Consider the following 21741-nt stretch of genomic DNA (forward strand, 5'->3'; position numbering starts at 1 on the left):
AGGTCAAATCGTTCATGCGGACAAGGCCTCCGGTTCCCGCCTGCGCTGATCGAGCACGGGCTCGCCCCGTTCGAAACGGATAACCGCGTCGAAGGGCGGTTGATCCATGGCGGCGGTGATCTCGGGGGTGATGAGGACGAGCCCGCGCCCGATCATCGCCCGGCGCAGGTTGGCCACGAGCCTGTCCGCGGCGGGGCCGGGCAGGCCCTCCAGGGCGCGCTGGACGATGAGGATGTTCGGCCGCCGGACGAGGCAGCGCACCACGTCGATGGCGGCGATCTCGCTCAAGGTCAGGTCGCTGCCCTGGATGTCCACCGGCGTGCCCAGGCCGATGCGCGACACCTCGGCGTCGAGCCCGCGTTCGGTCAGCACCCGGCGGATCGCCTTCTGGACCGCTTCGGCCGCCCCGGCCTGGTCCGACGCGATGCGCCCGAACAGCACGTTGTCCTGCACGCTGGCCGCGGCGCAGAAGAGGTTCTCGTCGTAGAACTCGATCGAGGGCTTGAGGCTCAGCGGCAGCATGCGGGTGAAGTCGGCCCGGGCCGCGAGGATGCGCGCCTCCATCGCCTCGTCGAGAAGCCCCAGGCGGTGCCGGCTCTCGTTGTAGCGCAGGGCGAGCCCGATCAGGCGCTCCTGGTCGCGGGCGGTCTGGGCGCCGCGCCGCTTCTCGTTGCGGCGCTCGACCAGATCCTCGAAATAGGCCCGGTCCGCGGCCGAGAAGAAGCCGAAGCGCTCGAAGAGCGGATGGCCGTCGGGGATCTCGGCGAAGATCTCGATCATGCTGGTGGCGATGGACAGGCCCATCCGGGCCAGGGGCTTGGTGAGGTCCCCGGCCTCCAGCACCGCGCGCACGAAGGGGTGGCTCCCCAGCCTGTCCTCCCGGAACGTGTCGCCGATCGCCTTGCCGAAGAGCAGGTTCTCGCCGATCGTCGCATAGCGGTTGTAGCGCTCCGCGTTGAACGGATCGACGAAGCGGTCGAGGTTCTCCTCCACGAGGGCCGCCTGCACGGCGCGGCGGGAATCCACGATGGCCGCGGCCACCTTCGGCTCCCGTCGCGGATTGAGGGTGCCCGACAGGCCGCGGGCATGGATCAGCCGGTCGAGGCCCGCCACCGCGATGGCGTCCCACAGGCGCCCGTCGGTCTCGTCGGGCGCCGCCGCGCAGCCGTAGAGCAGGTTGTCGCGCAGGGTGCCCGGGATCAGCACCGTCTCTCCGGCCAGGGCGATGCGCCGGGCCCGCTCGACCGGAGACGCCGCCGCGAGATCCGTTCCGCCATAGGTCAGCCGCCCGGTGGAGGGCTCGAGCAGGCCGCCCACGAGGGCCGCGAAGACGCGCGGGCCCGCATCCCCGTCGCCCACGAGGGCCACGTGGGACGGGAAGGCGAGGGTGAGGTTGACGCCCGAGATCCGGGCGCCGCTGGCATGGTCGTAGGCCGAGACGCCCTGGGCGACGAGGGCGCCGCTCTCCGGCAGCGCGGCGCCCTGCCGGTGCGTCTCGCGCGGCTGGAGGCCGATCAGGCTCTCGGCGATGTCGGCCAGAAGCTCCTGCGCCCGGTTCACGATGTGCTGCCACTGGACGAGCTCGCGCACGCCGAAGGCGGCCAGGGACGCGGCCAGGATGCATGCGGCGACGGCGCCCGCGGTGATGGGCCGGCCCGGCGCGAACCACACGCCGACGGCCAGCACCGCGAGGGGCGCGATCATGAGCGTCGCGGCGGCGAGGGAATCCGCCGGCGCCATGCGGAATTCCCGGGTTTCGACCGGGTGGTGGCCGTGCGTCAGCGCCCTGCCGACCCGGTCGCGCTCGAAGGGCGCGGTGCCGTGCGCCCGCAGGGCCGGGATCCGGTGGCCGAGATCCGCGAAGGCGGAATCGATGGCCTCGCCCTCCCGGTGCCGCGCCCGGACCGCATCGAGGCGCAGGACGAGCCGCCGGGCGTTCAGGACGCCCCCGACGGCCAGGGCCAGGGCGAGGGTCGCACCGAGCTGCCAGTCCGTCACGAGGACATAGGCGAAGGCCAGCCCGATCATGCCGCCGAGCTGCATCGGCGCGAGGAGGGCGGCGCCGAGCACGCCGCTTTCCCGCGCGAGCGCCCGGCCGGCCAGGGAGGTCACCGTGGCGATCTCGTCCTGGCTCGATGCGGGGGCATCGAGAACCGCGTCCAGAACCTTCGCCCGCACCCGCGCGAGCACGCCGGCGCCGATGCCGACGGCGAGCCAGTCGAGGAGCGTCAGGAGGAGCGCGATGAGGACCGGCACGAGGATCAGGCCGCCCACCGCGGCGAGCGCGAAGGCCTCGGGGCCGAGGCCGAAGCCGGGAAACAGCACGAGCGGGTCGGCCCGCAGGGCGTCCGGCGGGGTGATCACGATGCGCAGGAAGGTGCCCGGCCCATCCGGCAGGCCGCCTCCGCCCACCGCCCGGTCCACCACGATCCGGACCAGATCCAGGCCGACGAGAAGAAGAAAGCCTGCCAGCGTCAGGAGGAGGAATCCGAGGAGGTGTCGGGCGGGCTTCGTCTTCCAGGCCAGGCGCAGCGGATCGCGCTCCATGAGAGCTCCCAAAGGTCAGTCGAGAGGCCTGACGTTATCCAAGCCTTGCCGCAACGGCCAGTGCAAAGTCTCGGACCCCCTCGCCGCCGCGCCCGAGGCTCCTATTTCTCTCCCCGGGCCGCTTCGCCATGGAGGATGATCAAGAGCCGCCATGACATCTTCCCTTCCCATCGATCCGGTGTTTCAGCTGATCCTTGACCTTCCGTCCCGCGCGCCGGCGGCGGGGGCGCCCCGGCGCCTCGTGTCCCTCCTGAAGGAGCTTGCGCGGCCGGAGCCCGCGCGCCCGGTCGAGGAGATCGAGGACCAGATCTGGGCCCTGTGGATGTCCCACGAGGACCGGGTGGCGGAGGAAACCATGGGGGCCGCGGTCGAGGCCATGGCCTCGGGCGCGCTCAAGCAGGCGCGCCCCCTGCTCGACCACCTGGTGATCAAGCACCCCGACTGGGCGGAAGCCTGGAACAAGCGCGCGACCCTGGCCTATATCGAAACCCGCGACAGGGACAGCCTGCAGGACATCCAGCGCACCCTCGAGCTGGAGCCGCGCCATTTCGGCGCCGTGTCGGGCTTCGGCCAGATCTGCCTGCGCAACGGCCATCTCAATGAAGCCCGCGCGGCCTTCCAGATCGCCCTCTCGATCAATCCGCACCTGCCGGACCTGCGCGAGATGCTCGACGATCTCGACCCGCATCTTCTGATGCTGCACTAGGGCTTCGTCCGGACGGCCGGTGTCGCATCCGCATGATGCGCTGCGGCTCGAGGCCTCCCCCGGAAAGCTCGGCCGTGGAAAATATGGACATCGCGAGGCGGGGGCCGAAGCTGCGCTCCCCGGCGGCGTCCCGCCGTCGCTGCCCCGTTCGGATGGATCCCGCTCCCGGCGCGGGAAAGGTGAGTAACGCTCCCGAACGACCCACCTGCCTGAAATCGCCGCACCGGCCCGCACCGGAAAGGCTGAGCTCTTCCCCTGCGGCCCCGGGCGGCCGGGCCGATGGGCCGGAGGCCCGACGGCCTGCTGGAATGCCGCATTTCGGCCCGAATCCCGGCACCGGCGGCCCAGGAGTGCCGGGGACAGGTCGAGTTCCGTCGAAAGAGAGACGAAAGACCTGAAGAACACGCGGGCGCAAGAGAAATGTCCGCCTCGGGAGAATAGCCGCAAGTCGAGCCAAATAATCGGTCAGACATCAACCTTAAGGATACAGGGTGTTAATACGGCAGCATTAACCGAACAGTTGGTGTTATGGGACCTTGGGCTCTCCGGGCGCCGGGACCTTGGTCCCATAGCTCGATAATCCCACCGTCTTCATTCTTTTCCCTCGCGGTTTTGTCTTTCAACCAGGCGGAGAAGGAAGAACGACCATGCCCCTGCAGCTCGACAGCGAAGATCTCGCGGACATCCTGAACCTCGTCCGCACCGGCCAGATCCGCGATGCCAGCGGATACGGCAACAATACCGGGAATCCCACCTGGGGCACGGCGGCGCAGCCCTTCATCCGGCTCACCGATCCCTATTACACCGACGGCGCCGCAGGCATGCGCACGACCGTGAACACGCCGCGCCAGATCTCGGACATCGTGTCGAACCAGGACAACAACGGCGACGGGATCGAGGAAAACCTGCCCAACGCCTTCGGGGGCAGCGCCCTCCTGACCTTCTTCGGCCAGTACTTCGACCACGGGCTCGACTTCGTGCCCAAGGGAGCGTCCGGACGGGTGCCGATCGGCTCCGACGGATTCCCCATCACGGCGTCGCGCGCCAACATCATTCCCGGGACCGGCATCGATCCGGACGGGATCCCCAACAACGGCGACGAGATCGCCGCGCAGCATCTCAACATGGCCTCGCCCTATGTGGACCAGAACCAGGCCTACGGCTCGCACGAGGCGGTGACCGACCTGCTGCGCAAGTGGGAGACGGGTCCGAACGGCAAGGTCCAGACCGCCTATCTCCTCACCGGCGATCTCGACGGCTCCGGGCGCGCCCTGCTGCCGACCCTCAACCACATCCGCGAAAACTACCGGATCATGACCGGCGGACAGGAGCTGACCTCGGAGGATATCGGCAACTACGACGGCACGGGCCACGCGCTGCTGCTCGACTTCATCCCGTCCTTCGTCGGCAACGACCCGACGAAGGGCTACGACCTCGACAAGATGGGCCATTTCTTCGTGGCCGGCGACGGGCGCCTGAACGAGAACGTGATGCTGACCTCGATCCACACGATCTGGGCCCGCAACCACAATTTCTGGGTCGACCAGCTCAAGCAGCGCACCGGCGGAACCTGGACCGAGGAGGAGTATTTCCAGGCGGCCCGCATCGTGAACGTCGCCGAGTATCAGCGCGTGGTCTTCACCGAATTCGCCGACGCCATGGCGGGCGGCATCGACCCGGGCGAGGAGGAGCACGGCTTCGACGGCTACGATCCGACCGTCGACGCCTCGATCTCGGCCGAGTTCGCCCATGTGGCCTACCGGTTCGGCCATTCCATGCTCAACGAGACCGTGAGCTACAAGGGCGCCGACGGGGTGATGCGCGAGATGTCGCTCGTGCAGGCCTTCCTCAGCCCGGGCAAGCTCAAGGATGCGGGCATCGAGGAGCTGCTTCTCGGCGCCACCGGCGTGAAGCACCAGGCCATCGACGTCGACATCGTCAACGCCCTGCGCAACCAGCTCGTGGGCCAGCCCCTCGATCTCGCGGCGCTCAACATCTTCCGCGGCCGCGACACGGGCATCGCACCCTTCAACGCGGTGCGCGCGGAGCTCTACGCGAAGACCGGCAACGGGAGCCTCCGGCCCTATAGCGGCTGGGCGGATTTCCAGAGCCGCAACAACCTCTCGGACGCCTTCATCGCCCAGCTCAAGCTGGCCTATCCGGAAGGGTTCGAGCACATGGACCTGTGGGTGGGCGGCCTGGCCGAGAAGGCCACGAAGGGCCAGCTCGGCTCCACCTTCGGCTACCTCTTCCTCGAGCAGCTCGACCGCCTGCAGGACGGCGACCGGCTCTACTATCTGGAGATCTTCGACGACAGCCTGTTCCAGTCGCCGGACAACGCGCAGACCTTCGCCGACATCATCATGCGCAACACCGGCATCACCGGCCTGTCCTCGAACGTCTTCATGGCGTCGTCGAACGGAACGACGAAGGGCAGCAACGGGAATCCCGGCCCGCAGGATCCTCCGCCCGATCCCCAGGATCCGCCCCCGCCCACGGGCGTCATCGAGCTGTCCGACAAGGCCGACCAGTACATGGGGACCGGCGCGAACGAGATCATCAAGAGCCTCGCGGGCAACGACAGCGTGGACGGGGCCGGCGGAGACGACGAGATCTGGGGCGGCACCGGCAACGATGCCGTGCGCGGAGGCGCCGGAAAGGACCATCTCCGGGGCGAGGAGGGCGAGGACAAGCTCTATGGCGGCGACGGCGACGACATCCTCGACGGCGGCGCCGGCAAGGACAAGATGTGGGGCGACAAGGGCAACGACACCTACAAGGTGGATCATCGCTCCGACGAGATCGCCGAATCGGCCGGCGGAGGAAACGACACGGTCGAGGCGTCCACGTCCTACGAGCTCGACTCCCACGTGGAGAACCTGATCTACACCGGCAGCGGCACGTTCTCCGGCAAAGGCAACAACCAGGACAACCACATCACCGGCGGCGCCAGGAACGACAGCCTCGAGGGCAAGGGCGGCAACGACGTCCTGAAGGGCCTCGGGGGGGCGGACAACCTCAAGGGGGATGCAGGGGACGACGTGCTGGAAGGCGGCGCCGGCAACGACACCATGGACGGCGGCAGCGGCAACGACACCTTCGTGTTCAAGCCGGGGTTCGGGCGCGACACGATCCGCAACTTCGACGCCAATTCGTGGGGAGGTCAGGACAAGCTCGACCTGTCGGCCTTCCTCAAGGCGGAGGATTTCGACGATGTGGTCATCGCGGCTGCGGGCCGCGATACCGTCATCACCATCGGAAGCGACGTCATCGTCCTGGAGAAGGTGAAGGTGGGCGAGATCACCGAGGCGGACTTCATCCTGCTCTGAGCCCGTGCCCCGGTGAGCGTGCCGCCCGCAAGGGCGGCACGTCTCGTGTCGGGATCAGCGCATCTTCTGCTGCATGTCCTGCAGCAGGGCGATGTGTTCGCGGATCTGCGTGCGGGCCATCTTGGCGATGTTCATGTGCTCGCGGTTCTGCGGGTTGGACTGCAGGTACTGCTCCTGGGCCTGCAGGAGGTTCTGGTGGACCTGGATCTGGCCCTGCAGGTACTGGCGGTCGAATTCCGCGCCGGTCTCGATGTCCTGCAGCTTCTGTATCATCCCGCGGCTCTGGGCATCCATCTGCATGGCGCCCGAGCCGGCATTGCCGCTCGCCTGTCCCGAGGAGGCTCCGGTGGCGGCGGTGGCCGCCGGCTCCATCATGGAGCGGAGAACCTCGGACAGCGTCGTCTGCTCCTGCACCTCGAACTGCGCGAACTGCTTGAGCTCGGCATTCTGCGCCTTCTGCTGCGCGATGCGGCTCGTCTCCAGGGCCGTCATGCCGAGCTGCATGGTCTGCTGCATGTGCTGCATCCCGGCCTGGCTCATCTGGCCATTGGCCTGGCTCATGCGTGCGCCAGCGGCGGAGCCGGACGCGGCGCCCGGCTGCATGGTGGTCTGATTGCCGCCCGACTGGGCAAGCGCGGGGGCTGCGGCGAGCATGGCGATGCTGGCCAGAAGAATACGGCGATCCATGGGGGTCTCCTTGTCCCTGAAAGAGCGGCCTCCGCGCCTCCGTCGCGCGAGAGCGACAGGCGCCTGGAAGCCGCTGGGACCGAACGCCCCAGCAATGCCTTTGTTTCAGCTTGGGCGTGAAGGATCGTCTTCCCGAAGCCGTGAAGGACGGACCGGAACAAGCGCGACAACGGAGCCGTTGCAGTGCGTCGGGCGGCGGGTAGTCTGGACCCATGCCCGATTCGTCCGCCGCCCTGAAATCCCCGATCGTCCTTCCGTCAGACGGGCGCCAGTCGCCGGTCGCCGCCGGCGTCCAGCGCGGCGTGCGCCGCCTCTTCGCGCAGCTGGGGCACTCGACCATTCCCGAATTCACCCTGGCCAACGGCCGGCGGGCGGACGTCATCGCGCTCGCGCCGAACGGCACGCTCACCATCGTGGAGATCAAGTCGAGCGTCGCCGATTTCCGGGCCGACAGGAAATGGCCGGATTACGAGGATTTCTGCGACCGGTTCTATTTCGCCGTGCCCGAGACGGTGCCGTTCGACATCCTGCCGGAGGATCGCGGGCTCATCCTGGCCGACAGCTTCGGGGCGGCGATCATGCGCGAGGCGCCCCACCATCCGCTCGCGGGCGCCCGCCGCAAGGCGGTGACCCTGCGCTTCGCCCACGCGGCGGCCTCCCTGCTGCACGCCCTGGCCGATCCGGACGGGCGCCTGTAGGGCCGCGGGGCTTACCGCGGGGCGCGCTTGGCCAGGATCCGCTGCAGGGTCCGGCGGTGCATGTTGAGCCGGCGCGCCGTCTCGGAGACGTTGCGGCCGCACAATTCGTAGACCCGCTGGATGTGCTCCCACCGCACCCGGTCCGCCGACATGGGGTTTTCCGGCGGCAGCGCCCGCTCGTTGGGCTGCGCCATGAGCGCCGCGTGGATCTCGTCCGCGTCGGCGGGCTTGGCCAGGTAGTCGAAGGCCCCCATCTTCACCGCCGTGACGGCGGTCGCGATATTGCCGTAGCCCGTGAGAATGACGCCGCGGGCGTCCGGGCGGCGGTTTTTCAGGCGCTCGATGACATCGAGTCCGTTGCCGTCCCCGAGCCGCATGTCGATCACGGCAAAGGCCGGCGCTTCGCTCTCGATCGCCGCCAGTCCATCGGCCACGCTCTCGGCGACCCGGACCTGATAGCCACGCGTTTCCATGGCGCGGGCGAGACGTGTCGAAAAAGGACGGTCGTCGTCCACGATCAAGAGGCTCTTGTCGGCCCGATCTTCAAACGCCATAGGCGCATCGGCCATCAGAACATCTCCTTGCATTCTGGGAAGAACTCCTATGAAGCCGGGCCTATTCGACCCTGCTCTTCATATGGGAATTCTGCCCTTCATCTTTGAGAGTTCCCGGGGGATCTCCCTGCGGCATTATTGCCGCACCTCGGTCAAACGCATGACGGGGCCAAACGATCCGAGCGATGGCCCCGGTGGCGGGCGGAGCGGCGTTGGTGAGGGTCAGCTGGGCTCCCGACCGCTCGATCAGGGTCTTGGCGATGAAGAGCCCCAGGCCCAGTCCCGATCCGCCGTCCTCCTCCTCCGTTTCCAAGCGTTTCACGGCGCTGCGCGTCGTCACGTAGGGCTCTCCGACCCTGAGCAGGATATCGGGCGCGTAACCGGGGCCGTCATCGCGGATCTCGATGAAAACCTCGTGAGCGGACCAGCAGGCCTCCACGGTCACCCGGCTCTCGGCGAAGTCCGCCGCGTTGTCGAGGATGTTGGACAGGCCGTAGATCACGCCGGGATTCTTGTGGCCCATGGGCTCGGGCCCGTCGCCCTTGGCGATCACGTCGATGTCGAGGCCCAGCGCCCGCTGCGGCGCGACGATCTCCTCCACCAGATGGCTCAGGGACACCGTCTCCAGGAAGCCGCCCTGGTCCTGGCCCATGGAGGTGAGCTTGGTCAGGATGGTCCGGCAGCGCTCGACCTGCTCGCGCAGGAGCTTCAGGTCGTCCGCCACGGGCCCGTCCTTCGGCAGGGCGTGGTTGAGCTCCTTGGCCACCAGGGCGATGGTGGCGAGCGGGGTTCCGAGCTCGTGCGCCGCCGCCGCGGCCAGACCGTCGAGCTGGGACAGGTGCTGCTCGCGGGCGAGCACCAGCTCGGTGGCGGCCAGCGCCTGCGCGAGCTGGCGGGCCTCCTCCGCCACGCGCCAGGCATAGATTCCCGTGAAGGCCGTGCCGAGCAGGATCGCGGTCCAGATCCCGGACACGTAGAGGAACGGCAGCGTGAAGCTCTGGCCCGGGTACCAGGGCAGGGGGCGGTGCGCCAGCACCAGCACGGTGGCGGAGCCGACCGCCAGCAGCCCGAGCCCCAGGGTCCGCTCAGGCTTGAGCGCGGTGGCCGAGATCAGCACGGGCGCGAGGAAGAGCATCGCGAACGGGTTCTCGAGCCCTCCGGTCAGGTAGAGCAGCGCGGCGAGCTGGAGAATGTCGAAGGCGAGCAGGAACGTGGCGGCGTTGTCGCTGAGCCGGTGGCTCGCCGGATACTGGATCCGCAGGAGCAGGTTGACCCAGACCGAGGCCGCGATGACCAGGAAGCAGAGGCCGAAGGGCAGCGGAAAGCCGAGCCCGAACCGGACGGCGGTCACCGCCGCCGCCTGGCCCGCGATCGCCAGCCATCGCAGCCGGACCAGGGTATCGAGGCGCAGTTGCCGGGCATCCCGGGTGAGATTCGTCGGCTTGATATCAACCATCAGCAGACAGGATAGGGTCTTCGCGGCGTTCGCCAAGCGAGGCCGGCGGAAGGATTTACTCCTTTTCGCGCCGGAAACCCTGTTTCATCTAGGCCTAAAGGATGAGGAGCCGGCTTTGACGTCCTGGCAGCATTGCAATCGGGTGCAGGAACTTTCATCTTAACGCTCTGGTTGGAGGATAAGCTCACACTCGCCGTTGCGGGGGAAAATCGAGCACCCGACCGTTTTGGGGATTTGTATGAACTTTTCATATTATTGGTATGAGACGGCCCATTGGTTGCTCGGGCCGGCCCGCGTTGCCTCCAGTGCCACGAAGTCCTTGTTCGAGATTCCCGGCAATCCGCTGGCCGATACGCCCTACGGGCGCACAGTGACCGCGACCTGCGAATTGTTCGAGCGCACGACCCGCCGTTACGGCAAGCCCGAATTCGGCCTCGCCACCACCGTCGTCGACGGCGAGGAAGTGGCGGTCCGGGAGCGCATCGTCTGGGAGCGCCCCTTCTGCGACGTGATCGCCTTCGAGCGCGATTCCGCCGTCGCCGAGACCCAGCCCAAGCTGCTCATCGTGGCGCCCATGTCCGGGCACTACGCCACCCTCCTGCGCGGCACGGTCGAGACCTTCCTGCCCACCCACCAGGTCATGATCACCGACTGGGCCGACGCCCGGATGGTCCCGATGATCGAGGGCAGCTTCGACCTGGACGACTACATCGACTACCTGAAGGGCATGTTCCGGGCCTTCGGGCCGGACCTCCACGTGATGGCCGTGTGCCAGCCGGCGGTCCCCGTGATCGCCGCCATCGCCCGCATGGAGGCCGAGAACGACCCCGCCACCCCCCGGTCCATGATCCTCATGGGCGGGCCCATCGACACCCGCCGCTCGCCCACCGCCGTGAACCAGCTGGCGGAGGAGCGCGGGATCGAGTGGTTCCGGCGCCACTGCATCACCAAGGTGCCGCCGGGCAATCCGGGTTTCTGGCGCGACGTCTATCCCGGCTTCCTGCAGCTGTCCGGCTTCATGGCCATGAACCTCGACCGGCACCTCACCGCCCATTGGGAGATGTTCAACCACCTGGTCGAGGGCGACGGGGATTCGGCCGAGAAGCACCGGGACTTCTACGACGAGTATCTGGCCGTCATGGACCTGACCGCCGAGTTCTACCTTCAGACCGTCGACAAGGTCTTCGTTCGGCACGAGCTGCCCAAGGGCGAGATGATGCATCGGGGCGAGCCGGTGGACCTCATGGCGATCCGGCGCTGCGCCATCATGGCCATCGAGGGCGAGCGGGACGACATCTCCGGCGTCGGCCAGACCTTGGCAGCCCTGGAGCTGACGCCTAATCTGTCCCCCGACAAGAAGCTCTACCACCTGCAGAAGAGTGTCGGGCATTATGGCGTCTTCAACGGTTCTCGTTTCCGGGCTGAAATCGCTCCTCGAATCGTTGAATTCATTCAGAATCACGAACAGGTCGCCGAGCGAGAACCAGCCCGGCGGAGGGCGTCAAGAGCCTAAGCCTGTTCCGGATAGGTTCTCGGCAGCGGCAAACGGCTGCGCTGACAAGAACGACCCGGCGGGGCAGATTGCGGACATGAGATTCGCCCTGTTCCGCCGCGTCCCTGCGGACCCTCCCTATCTCAAGGTTTCCCACGAAGGCCAGGCCTTCCAGGTGGCTCTGAAACGCCGTCCGACCGCCAAGCGGATCACCCTGCGCGTCTCCAACGCGACCGGGGAAGTGGTGCTGACGATCCCCGAGCGGACCGATGTGGGGCTGGCCCAGAAATTCGCCGACAGCCACGGCAGCTGGATCGCCACGCGCCTGGCCAAGGTGCCCAAGCGCGTGCTGTTCCAGCCGGGTTCCCTCGTGCCCTTGCGCGGCGTGCCCCACCGGGTCGTTCATTGGTCGAACATTAGGGGAACAACGCAGGCCGCCCGGGATGCCGAGGGCGAGCCGATCATCGCCGTCACCGGCGACATCGCCCACGTGACCCGCCGGGTGCAGGACTTCCTGGAGGCCGAGGCCAAGCGCGACTTCGCGGCCGCCGTGAAGCGCCATACGGCGGCGCTGGGCGTCGCCGCCAAGCGGATCACCGTGCGCGACACCAAGAGCCGCTGGGGCTCCTGTTCGGCCACGGGGGCGCTCAGCTTCTCCTGGCGCCTGATCATGGCCCCGCCCTTCGTGCTCGATTACCTCGCCGCCCACGAGGTGGCGCATCTGCGCGAGCTCAACCACTCGCACCGGTTCTGGAAGCTCACGCACCAGCTCTGCCCGCGCACGGAAGAGGCCGAACGCTGGCTCAAGACCTACGGCAGCGCCCTGCACCGCTTCGGGTGAGGGCGGGTCCGTCCCGCCGCTCCCGCGGCCCCTGCGGAACAAAGCATTTTCCATTGGAAACATTGGGTATTTTTTAACTGCCGCCCGCGGATATGCCCTTAGGGAAAGACTCCTGGCTGCGCCCCGATCCGGAAAGAGGGCGCCGGCCGGGCTGCAAGGGGCAGATTCCACATGACACTGAAGAACTTTTCGATCCCGCAGAAGGTGATCGCGGTCGTCTCGCTCATGGGGCTCGTGGCCGCCATGATCGCGGTGGTGGGCTGGCGCGAGACGTCCAGGCTCAAGGAGGCGATGGAGATCGTCGGACTGCGCGAGGAGGCGGCGCGGGAGGCGATGGACCTGCGCGTCGACATCATCGCGATCAGCCGCATGACCTATCAGGTGGCGCAGGATCCCCTGAAGGCCGCCGACTTCACCGCCGAGGCCGACCGCCGCACGAAGGAGATGCTCGGCCGGTTCGGAAAGCTCGAAGCGGTGGCCGATGCGCAGGAAAGGAACCTGCTGGCCCAGATGCGGACGGCCCTCAACGCCTATTTCGAGGTGATCCGCTCCATGATCCGCGTGGCGGCCACGGAGCGGGGCGCCGACCGGGCCGTGATGGTGGCCGAAGTCGACAAGGGCCTGGCCGCGCAGCGCACCGTCACCGACACGGTGAAGGCCTACAGCACCTACACGGCCAAGAAGCTGGCCGACATGCGCCTCGCCGCCGAGGCCGGGGCGAACGATGCGATCAGGCTTCAGATCGGCGTGGCCCTGGCGGGAATCGTCCTGGGCGTGCTGATCAGCCTCCTCATGACCCGGTTCAGCATCGTCGCCCCCCTGCGCAACCTCACGGCGATCATGCGCCGCCTGGCGGACGGCGACGTCTCGGTCGAACTGCCCTCCGGCAACCGCAGCCGGGACATCGGCCGCATGATCGAGGCCGTCCAGGTCTTCAAGGACCGCATGGCCCGCAACCGGGCGCTGGAGCAGGAAGCCCTCCAGGCCCGCGAGGCCTCCGAGGCCCAGCGCAGGCAGATGATGGCCGAGCTGGCCGCGAGCTTCGACAGCGCCATCGGCGAGATCGTCGACTCGGTCTCGGACGCGGCCGACCGGATGCAGTCCACCGCCGAGCGGCTGACGGCCTCCGCCCAGCAGACCTCGTCGCGCTCCACCGCCGTCGCGGCGGCCGCGGAACAGACCTCCGCCAACGTCCTGGCCATGTCCGGCGCGACGGAGGAGCTGGGCTCGTCGGTCGAAGAGATCAGCCGGCAGGTCGAGCAATCCGCCGTCATGTCCCGCGAGGCCGTCGAGGCCGCGACCATGACCACCGAGATCGTGTCGCAGCTGAGCTCGGCCGCCGACCGGGTCGGCGCCGTCATCGACATGATCTCGGCCATTGCCGGCCAGACCAATCTCCTGGCCCTGAACGCCACCATCGAGGCCGCGCGGGCCGGGGAGGCCGGGCGCGGCTTCGCCGTCGTGGCGACCGAGGTGAAGAGCCTCGCCGACCAGACCGCCAAGGCCACGGCCGACATCTCGAGCCAGATCGCGGCGATCCAGGCCTCGACCTCCCGCGCCGTGGAGGCGATCGGCGGCATCACCCAGCGCATCCAGGCCATGAGCGACGTGTCCGGCACCATCGCGACCGCCGTGGACCAGCAGGGAGCCGCCACCCGGGAGATCGTCGCCTCGGTGAGCCAGGCCTCCGCCGGAACGGGCGAGGTCACGGCCAACATCAACGGGGTCGCCGAGGTCGCCGAGGAAACCGAGCACGCGGCCCGTCAGGTGCTGACATCCTCCTCGGCCCTCGTGTCCCAGGCCAAGCAGCTGCGCGACCAGGTCAGCGGCTTCCTGGCCAACGTGCGCGCCGCCTAAAGGGACGCATAACAGATGACAGGCGGGCCTTTTCGGCTTAGTCCGGCCTGCCTGTCATCGCTGAAACGGTCCCATGCTCAAGCCCGATACGCTGGCCCTCACAATCGTCCTGGCGCTCCTCACGGCGCTCGGGCCGCTCTCGACGGACATGTACCTGCCCTCGCTGCCCGCCATCGCGGCGAGCTTCGGGGCGACCACCGGGCAGGCGCAGCTCACCCTCTCGGCCTTCCTGTTCGGCTTCGCGGCGGGCCAGTTCTTCTACGGGCCGATTTCGGACCGGATCGGGCGCAAGCCCGTCCTGCTGTTCGGCCTCGGGCTGTTCACCCTGGCGAGCCTCGTCTGCGCCCTCGCGTCCTCCATCGAGATGCTGGTCGGAGCCCGCTTCCTCCAGGCGCTGGGAGCCTCCGGGCCCATCGTGCTCGGCCGCGCCATCGTGCGCGACTTCTACGAGGGGCCCCGCGCCGGTCGGGAACTGTCGCGCATGGGCACGATCATGGGCGTGGTGCCCGCCATCGCGCCGGTCTTCGGTGGATTGATCGCGCAATTTTCGGGCTGGCGCATGACCTTCGCGGTCATGATCCTGTGCGGCGCGGCCCTCGCCGCCACCGTGGTCCTGCGCCTGCCCGAGAGCATCCGGACGAAGTCGGACGCGCCGATCTCGTTCGGCTCGATCCTGCGCGGCTTCGGGGTTCTTCTGAAGCACCCGGCCTACCGGGTCTATGTGATGCTCTCCATGCTGACCTATGGCGGGCTCTTCGCGTTCATCTCGGGCTCGTCCTTCGTGCTCCAGGGCATCTACGGCCTCGACGAACTGGCCTTCGCCTTCTCCTTCGCCTTCATGGTGGTCGGCTTCATCGCCGGGACCTCTCTCGCCCAGCGCCTCGTGGGGCTCTACGGCCTCGACGGCACGATCCGGTTCGGGGTGTCGAGCCTAGCCGCGGGCGGCGTCGCCATGCTCGTCCTGGTGGCGTCCGGCGTCGCCTCGTCCCTGGCGATCACCATGCCGATGGCGGTCTATGCGCTCGGTGTCGGCCTCACCATGCCGCAATCCATGGCCTCGGCCCTGATGCCGTTTCCCACCCGCGCCGGGGCCGCCTCGTCGCTGCTGGGCATCTGCCAGATGACCTTCGCGGCGATCCTCGGGGTCGTGCTGGGCCAGAATCTCGGGGCCTCGGCGCTGCCGCTCCCGGCCGCCATCGCCACCACGGGCGTGCTGGCGCTGGCCGTGTTTCTCTCCACGGCGAGGGCGCGGGCCTCGAAGGTCTAGACCTCAAAGGCCGAACAGGCGCTCCAGGAAGTTCTTCTCGCCCCGGCGCTGGGGCGGCGGCGCCGGCTGGATCCAGCTGTTGTCGCCGGACTGGGCGTTGGCGTAGCGCGGATCGGTCCGCGCATCCGCCACCGGCACGTCCGACGGCATCGGCGTCCGGAAGTATTCCTGACCCGGCAGGGGCACGGGCTGCTTGTCCTTGAGGGCGATCTGCATGAACTCGTGCCAGACCTCCGTCGGCAGGCCGCCGCCGGTCACGCGCTTGGTGAGCGCGCCGTCGTCGTTGCCGAGCCAGACGCCCGCCACCAGGTTGCCGCTGAAGCCCACGAACCAGGCGTCCTTGTAGTCGTCGGTGGTGCCGGTCTTGCCGGCGAGGGTCCAGCCGGGGATCTGCGCCTTCCGCGCCGTGCCGACCACGAAGGTGTTGTGCATCATGTCGTTCATCATGGCGACCGCGGCCGGGTCGATGACGCGGCCGAGGCCGCCGCCCGCCGGGCGCTTGTAGATCAGCTTGCCGTCGGCGGTCTTCACCTGGGTGATAACGTAGGGGATCACGCCCGTGCCGCCGTTGGCGAAGGCCGCATAGGCCGAGACGAGCTCCAGCGGCGTCACCTCGGAGGTGCCGAGCGCCAGCGAGCCGTTGGCCTGCAGGGGCGAGGAGATGCCGAGCCGCTGCGCCGTCTGCGCCACCGCCTTCGGACCGACCTCCATGTTGAGCTTGACCGCCGTGGTGTTGAGCGACAGCGCCAGCGCGTCGCGCATGGCGATGGGCCCGCGATACTTGCGGTCGTAGTTCTGGGGCGCCCAGCCCCTGAAATTGACCGGGGCGTCCTCGAGCACCACGTCCGGTGTGTAGCCCCGCTCGATGGCTGTCAGATAGACGAAGGGCTTGAAGGACGAGCCCGGCTGGCGGCGGGCCGCCGTCGCCCGGTTGAACTGGCTCGATTCGTAGTTCCGGCCGCCCACGAGGGCCCTCAGGGCCCCGTCCGGCTGCAGGGCCACGATGGCGCCCTGGCTGACGTTGAGTTTCTGGCCCTTGGCGTTGAGCTCGTCCACGAGAACCCGCTCGGCCGCGGCCTGGAGGGAGGGGTCGATGGTGGTCGAGACCACGATGTCGGACTCGATGGTGCCGACGAAATCGTCGAGCACGTCCATCACGTAGTCGGCGGCGTAGTTGACCGATCCGGCGCCGTTCGGGCGCACGGGCTCCGCGGGCGCGCCGAGGGCGGTCTTGGTCATGCCGGGCGTGATGAAGCCGAGCTCGTTCATGGCGGCGATCACGCGCTCGGCCCGCGCCTGCGCGGCTTCCGGATTGCGGTTGGGCGCCAGCCGCGACGGGGCCTGGACGAGGCCCGCCAGCACGGCGGCTTCCGCAAGCGACACGTTGCGCGCCGACTTGCCGTAATAGCGCTGGGCGGCGGCCTCGACCCCGTAGGCGCCGGCGCCGAAATAGACCCGGTTCAGGTAGAGTTCGAGGATCTGGTCCTTGGTGTAGTTGCGCTCGAGCCAGAGGGCCAGGATCGCCTCCTGGATCTTGCGCGAGGCGGTGCGCTCCTGGGTCAGGAACAGGTTCTTGGCGAGCTGCTGGGTCAGGGTCGAGCCGCCCTGGGAGACGCCGCCGCGGTTGATGTTGCGGTAGAGCGCGCGGGCGATGCCCATCGGGTCGATGCCGAAATGGTCGTAGAAGCGCCGGTCCTCGATGGCCACGAAGGCCTTGGGCAGATAGGGCGGAAGCTCCTTGAGCGAGACCGTGCGCCCGCCCGTCTCGCCGCGATTCGCCAGGAGCGACCCGTCGCTCGCCATGATGGCGATGTTGGGCGGACGCTTCGGCACGGTGAGCTGGTCGATGGGCGGAAGCTGCGCGGCGTAATAGGCGACGACGCCGCCCACCGCGATCACGCCCCAGAGGCTCAGGACCACGCCGGCATAGAACAGCCGGCCGAGAAGGGAGCGGCCGCCGCGCTTGCGCTTGGGCGGCTTCGAGCGCGGGCCGCCCCGGCCGGTCTTACCCGATCCGCCGCCGCGAGACGTGCGCTGTCGTGCCATGGTGCCCCCTGCCCGGTCCTCAGGCGAGAGGCGAAAATCCAGCTCCCCCGCGCTGGCGGCGGGCGTATCGAAAACCGGCTCCCGCCGGTCACGTCCGTTCGCCAAATCCAAACCCCATGTTCGTGCGACCGGCATGTTCCGGCCTTAACATGTTCTGGAGCACTCTAATTGTGGCGGGTTTAAGGGGTGGTTAAGCCTTTGGGCAGCGGGAACCGCCGGAATCCACCCGGCGTTCGCAGTCTTATGGACCCCTATATCGTCGTTCTCGCAGGATTCGGCGCGGTCGTGCTCCTCACGGCCTGGCTGCCCATGCTGCTGAAGGAGCTTCCCCTTTCCCTGCCAATCTTCTGCGTCGCCCTCGGCGCGGTCATCTTCTCGATGCCGGGCGTTCCCGGCGTGGCCCCCCATCCCAGGGACCATCCCGAGCTCACGGAGCGCCTCACGGAGTTCGTGGTGATCATCGCCCTCATGGGCGCGGGGCTGAAGCTCGACCGGGCGCTGGCCTGGGCCACCTGCGCCCTGACCTGGCGGCTCCTCGGGATCGCCATGCCGCTCACCATCGCGGTCCTGGCGGCCCTGGCCTATCTCCTGCTCGGCCTCGGGGCCGCGACGGCGATCCTGCTCGCGGCCTCCCTGGCTCCCACCGATCCGGTGCTCGCCAGCGACGTCCAGGTCGGCCCCCCGGGCGAGGGCCTGGAGGACGAGGTGCGCTTCACCCTGACCTCGGAGGCGGGCCTCAACGACGGGCTGGCCTTTCCCTTCGTCAACCTCGCCGTCGCCCTGGCGCTGGCCGGTCAGACCGGCGAGCCCTGGCTCGTGGACTGGCTGTCGGTGGACGTGGTCTGGAAGCTTGCCGCAGGCGTCGCGGTCGGCTGGATCGTGGGCCGCATTCTCGGCTGGCTGACCTTCCAGCTGCCGAACCGGGCCAGACTCTCCCGCACGGGCGACGGCTTCGTGGCGCTGGGCATCACCTGCCTGGCCTACGGCATCACCGAAATGGCGCACGGCTACGGCTTCCTCGCCGTGTTCGTGGCGGCGCTCGGCCTGCGCTCCGTGGAGCGGAGCCACGAATATCACGAGAAACTGCACGATTTCGTCGAGCAGCTGGAGCGCCTGCTCATGATGGTGCTCCTCGTCATCTTCGGCGGGGCCATCGCCGATGGGGGGCTGCTGGACGCGCTGACCCTGGAGGCGGTGGTCTTCGCGCTCGCCGCCATCTTCCTGGTGCGCCCGATCATCGGCTGGATCAGCCTGCTCGGTCGCAACCAGCGCTCCGACGAGAAGGCGGTCATCAGCTTCTTCGGCATCCGGGGTCTCGGCTCGGCCTATTACCTGGCCTACGGGCTCAACCATGCCGAGTTCGAGCAGCCCGACCTCATCTGGGCTACGGCGGGTCTGATCGTCCTGATCTCGATCCTCCTGCACGGGACCACGGTGACGCCGGTGATGCGCCGCCTCGACAGGGAGCGTCAGGCCAGGGGTGAGCCCGCCGAGGCATGGTGCCCGCCCGGTGACGGGACCGCCGAGGCGCCCGCTCCGACCCGCGAGAGCGCGTGATCCCTCACTCCGCCGCGAGCGGCAGCTCGCCCGTATCCGGGTCCGCATGCGCCAGGTCGCGGATGCGGCGCAGATCGGCCAGGAACGCCTCGTAGGCCGCCCGCTTGGTCTCCTCGTCGGGCAGGCGCAGCAGATAGGACGGATGCACCGTCACGTATCCCTGCCAGTCGCCGAATTTTGCCCGCCCGCGCGAGCGGGTGATCGGGATCGCCTTCCCGGCGAGGGCCAGGACGGCGGTCGCGCCCAGGGCCACCACGAGCTTGGGGCGCACCAGCTCCAGCTCCTTCATGAGCCAGGGGCGGTAATGCTTCACCTCGCCGGCGGTGGGCTTGGAATGGATGCGGCGGTGGCCGCGCTGCTCGAATTTGAAGTGCTTCACCGCATTGGTGAGATAGGCCTGGCTGCGGTCGATCCCGACCTCGCCCATGGCCTTGGTCAGCAGCTTGCCGGCGGGCCCCACGAAGGGCCGTCCCTGCAGATCCTCCTGATCGCCCGGCTGCTCGCCCACGAACATCACGTCGGCATGGGCCGGTCCCTCGCCGAACACCGCCTGCGTGGCGCCCGGCACCAGGGGGCCGGCCGCGGCGATGATGGCGTTGAGTTCTTCGAGCGTCTTCGGTTCCTGATCCCACATGGCCTCGATGGCGCGCTCCGGGGTGCGTTTCGCCGGCATGGTCGCCTCCTGTTCGATCATCCGTTCAACGCGCTGGGAGGCGGTTTGGATCAGGCCCGGAATGGCGGCGGTCTCCGGCATGTTGCGCCAGTACTTCTTCGGCATCTCGGAGCGCATGGCCACCGGATTCACGCGGGCCGGGTTGAACACGCTCTCGTAATAGCCGCGCCAGCCCTCCTCGAACGCGTCCTCCGCCGGCGCATCCTCGCGCCGGGCCGGGGGGCCGTAGGTCAGGGCCGCGCGGTCCCACTGCGCGGAGCCGACGGGCGTGAGGATCGTCCAGTGGAGGGAGCGGAACCGGTCGACGAAGAACGGGGCGGCCGCCTCCAGGATGAAATGCTCCGGCTCGAACCAGGCGGCGAAGCGTTCCGGGAGAGCGCCGCCGACGCGCCGGAAGCGCAGGAAGGCGTGCATCTTGTGCAGGTCGCGCCGCACGGCGCGCGCCATCAGCTCGAGCCGGTGGACGAGGGGATCGGTGGCGATGTCCATGAGCTCGCGCTCCCCGTTCAGCACGCGCCAGACGAGCTGGTAGAGCAGGGCGTAGCGCTCCGGGTCGCGGTGGCAGACCACCCGGCCGATCGTCTCGGTCAGGCTGCGGGGCAGGGACACCGGCGGCGCATCGCCGTGGGTCTCGCCGCCGAACAGGTCGGGCGCCTCATCGACGGTCCAGACCACGTGCTGGGGGGCCAGCTCCTCGTGGACCAGCCGGCGTACGGCCCGGCGGAAGCCGTCGAGATCCGCGCCGTCGCGGAGGGTGATGCGGTGAAGGGTCATGTGAACAGGCTCAGCTGTTCGGGCTTCTCGATCAGCCGCTCGCGCAGGTCGAGGCGGTCGAGGCGCCCTTGCGGGTGATGGTCGGCGGCGATGAGGAAGGGCCGCGCCCGCTTCAGTCCCGAGGTGAGGCGGGCCACGTCCTCCAGGCGAAGCCGCGTGTGCTTCCTCGCCACAACGATCTTGTCGACGGCGCGGGTGCCGAGTCCCGGCACGCGCAGCAGCATCTCGCGCTCGGCGGCGTTCACGTCCACGGGGAAGAGGTGGCGGTTCTTGAGCGCCCAGGCGAGCTTCGGATCGACCTCGAGATCGAGCATTCCCTTCTCGCCGCCCGATGCGATCTCGTCCACGTCGAAGCCGTAATGGCGCAGCAGCCAGTCGGCCTGGTAGAGCCGGTTCTCGCGCATGAGCGGCGGGGGCTTGAGGGGAAGCACGGCGCTCGAATCCGGGATCGGGCTGAAGGCGGAATAATAGACCCGCGTCAGGTCGTAATGGCCGTAGAGCTTGGCCGATGTGCGCAGCACGTCCGCATCGGTGGCGTCGTCGGCGCCGACGATCATCTGCGTCGACTGCCCGGCGGGCGAGAACGTCCGGCGCTCCTCGCGCGCCTCCTCGATGCGCTCGTGCATCTGGGCCATGGCGTTCTCGATGGAGGCGCCGTCCTTTTCCGGCGCCAGCCGCTCCAGGCTCTTTTCCGTCGGCAGTTCGAGATTGATCGAGAGCCGGTCGGCCCACAATCCCGCCTCCTCGATCAGCCAGGGGCTCGCCTCAGGGATCGTCTTCAGGTGGATGTAGCCGCGAAAGCCGTGGTCGCGGCGCAGCTTCTTCGCCACGAGCAGCATCTGCTCCATGGTGTGGTCGGGCGAGCGGATGATGCCCGAGGAGAGGAAAAGGCCCTCGATGTAGTTGCGCTTGTAGAACTCGACGGTGAGCGTCACCACCTCGTCGACCGAGAACCTGGCCCGCTTCACGTTGGAGGAGCGCCGGTTCACGCAATAGGCGCAGTCGAACAGGCAGTAATTCGTCAGCAGGATCTTGAGCAGGGAGACGCAGCGCCCGTCCGGCGTGTAGGCATGGCAGATGCCCGCGCCCGTGGTCGAGCCCAGGCCGTCGGCATCCGCCTTGCGCTTCGGCGCGCCCGAGGAGGCGCAGGAGGCGTCGTATTTGGCCGCGTCCGCCAGGATGCGCAGCTTCTTGGCAAGCTTCTCGTCCATGGATCCTTCGCAGGAATGTTCGCTTTTTGTTCTAGCACGAACGGTG

General features: G+C 68.4%; 15 protein-coding genes. 8 read left to right on the forward strand and 7 right to left on the reverse strand.

What is annotated here, in order from left to right:
* Positions 1-12 precede the first annotated feature (12 nt).
* Complete coding sequence (locus LGR44_RS06660) at positions 13-2547, reverse strand: ABC transporter ATP-binding protein (RefSeq protein WP_226738577.1); 2535 nt, start codon at positions 2545-2547, stop codon at positions 13-15.
* Between the two features lie 151 nt (positions 2548-2698).
* Between LGR44_RS06660 and LGR44_RS06665 the strand changes: the two genes are divergently transcribed.
* Together LGR44_RS06665 and LGR44_RS06670 are read left to right on the forward strand one after the other, a co-directional pair.
* Positions 2699-3253, forward strand: coding sequence for a tetratricopeptide repeat protein (locus LGR44_RS06665; RefSeq protein WP_226738579.1), 555 nt, complete (start codon positions 2699-2701; stop codon positions 3251-3253).
* Between the two features lie 647 nt (positions 3254-3900).
* Positions 3901-6582, forward strand: a complete 2682-nt coding sequence (locus LGR44_RS06670) for a peroxidase family protein (RefSeq protein ID WP_226738581.1) — start codon at positions 3901-3903, stop codon at positions 6580-6582.
* A 54-nt stretch (positions 6583-6636) separates the two neighbouring features.
* Here the strand turns inward: LGR44_RS06670 and LGR44_RS06675 are convergent, their stop codons facing one another.
* The gene (locus LGR44_RS06675) at positions 6637-7269 is read right to left on the reverse strand and encodes a DUF4142 domain-containing protein (RefSeq protein WP_226738583.1); all 633 of its coding nucleotides are present in this window, start codon (positions 7267-7269) and stop codon (positions 6637-6639) included.
* 212 nt (positions 7270-7481) lie between these two features.
* Here LGR44_RS06675 and LGR44_RS06680 point away from each other — a divergent pair, with 212 nt between their 5' ends.
* On the forward strand, positions 7482-7967 hold the full coding sequence (locus LGR44_RS06680; protein WP_226738585.1) for an MmcB family DNA repair protein: 486 nt from the start codon (positions 7482-7484) through the stop codon (positions 7965-7967).
* A gap of 11 nt (positions 7968-7978) precedes the next feature.
* Here LGR44_RS06680 and LGR44_RS06685 read toward each other — a convergent pair whose 3' ends face one another.
* Together LGR44_RS06685 and LGR44_RS06690 are read right to left on the reverse strand one after the other, a co-directional pair.
* Positions 7979-8536, reverse strand: a complete 558-nt coding sequence (locus LGR44_RS06685) for an ActR/PrrA/RegA family redox response regulator transcription factor (protein ID WP_226738587.1) — start codon at positions 8534-8536, stop codon at positions 7979-7981.
* Positions 8537-8582: 46 nt separating this feature from the next.
* Entirely contained in the window at positions 8583-9977 is a 1395-nt protein-coding gene (locus tag LGR44_RS06690; protein ID WP_226738589.1) for an ActS/PrrB/RegB family redox-sensitive histidine kinase, read from the reverse strand.
* Between the two features lie 238 nt (positions 9978-10215).
* Here LGR44_RS06690 and LGR44_RS06695 point away from each other — a divergent pair, with 238 nt between their 5' ends.
* From LGR44_RS06695 to LGR44_RS06710, 4 genes are all read left to right on the forward strand, one after another.
* Positions 10216-11490: a polyhydroxyalkanoate depolymerase gene (locus LGR44_RS06695; protein WP_226738591.1), complete on the forward strand. Its 1275-nt coding sequence runs from the start codon at positions 10216-10218 to the stop codon at positions 11488-11490.
* A gap of 76 nt (positions 11491-11566) precedes the next feature.
* Positions 11567-12310 (forward strand): M48 family metallopeptidase, encoded by a 744-nt coding sequence (locus LGR44_RS06700; protein WP_226738593.1) that lies wholly within the window; start codon positions 11567-11569, stop codon positions 12308-12310.
* Between the two features lie 171 nt (positions 12311-12481).
* Positions 12482-14167: a methyl-accepting chemotaxis protein gene (locus LGR44_RS06705; protein ID WP_226738613.1), complete on the forward strand. Its 1686-nt coding sequence runs from the start codon at positions 12482-12484 to the stop codon at positions 14165-14167.
* Between the two features lie 73 nt (positions 14168-14240).
* Positions 14241-15434: a multidrug effflux MFS transporter gene (locus LGR44_RS06710; protein WP_226738616.1), complete on the forward strand. Its 1194-nt coding sequence runs from the start codon at positions 14241-14243 to the stop codon at positions 15432-15434.
* A 3-nt stretch (positions 15435-15437) separates the two neighbouring features.
* Here LGR44_RS06710 and LGR44_RS06715 read toward each other — a convergent pair whose 3' ends face one another.
* Complete coding sequence (locus LGR44_RS06715; protein WP_226738618.1) at positions 15438-17585, reverse strand: transglycosylase domain-containing protein; 2148 nt, start codon at positions 17583-17585, stop codon at positions 15438-15440.
* A 138-nt stretch (positions 17586-17723) separates the two neighbouring features.
* Between LGR44_RS06715 and LGR44_RS06720 the strand changes: the two genes are divergently transcribed.
* Entirely contained in the window at positions 17724-19037 is a 1314-nt protein-coding gene (locus LGR44_RS06720) for a cation:proton antiporter (protein ID WP_226738620.1), read from the forward strand.
* A gap of 4 nt (positions 19038-19041) precedes the next feature.
* Here the strand turns inward: LGR44_RS06720 and LGR44_RS06725 are convergent, their stop codons facing one another.
* Both LGR44_RS06725 and LGR44_RS06730 read right to left on the reverse strand, forming a co-directional pair.
* Complete coding sequence (locus LGR44_RS06725; RefSeq protein ID WP_226738622.1) at positions 19042-20484, reverse strand: UdgX family uracil-DNA binding protein; 1443 nt, start codon at positions 20482-20484, stop codon at positions 19042-19044.
* On the reverse strand, positions 20481-21695 hold the full coding sequence (locus LGR44_RS06730; RefSeq protein ID WP_226738624.1) for a putative DNA modification/repair radical SAM protein: 1215 nt from the start codon (positions 21693-21695) through the stop codon (positions 20481-20483). Before LGR44_RS06730 ends, LGR44_RS06725 begins: the two co-directional genes overlap by 4 nt.
* Positions 21696-21741 lie beyond the last annotated feature (46 nt).

The sequence above is a fragment of the Microvirga lenta genome (assembly GCF_020532555.1).
Classification (GTDB): Bacteria; Pseudomonadota; Alphaproteobacteria; order Rhizobiales; family Beijerinckiaceae; genus Microvirga; species Microvirga lenta.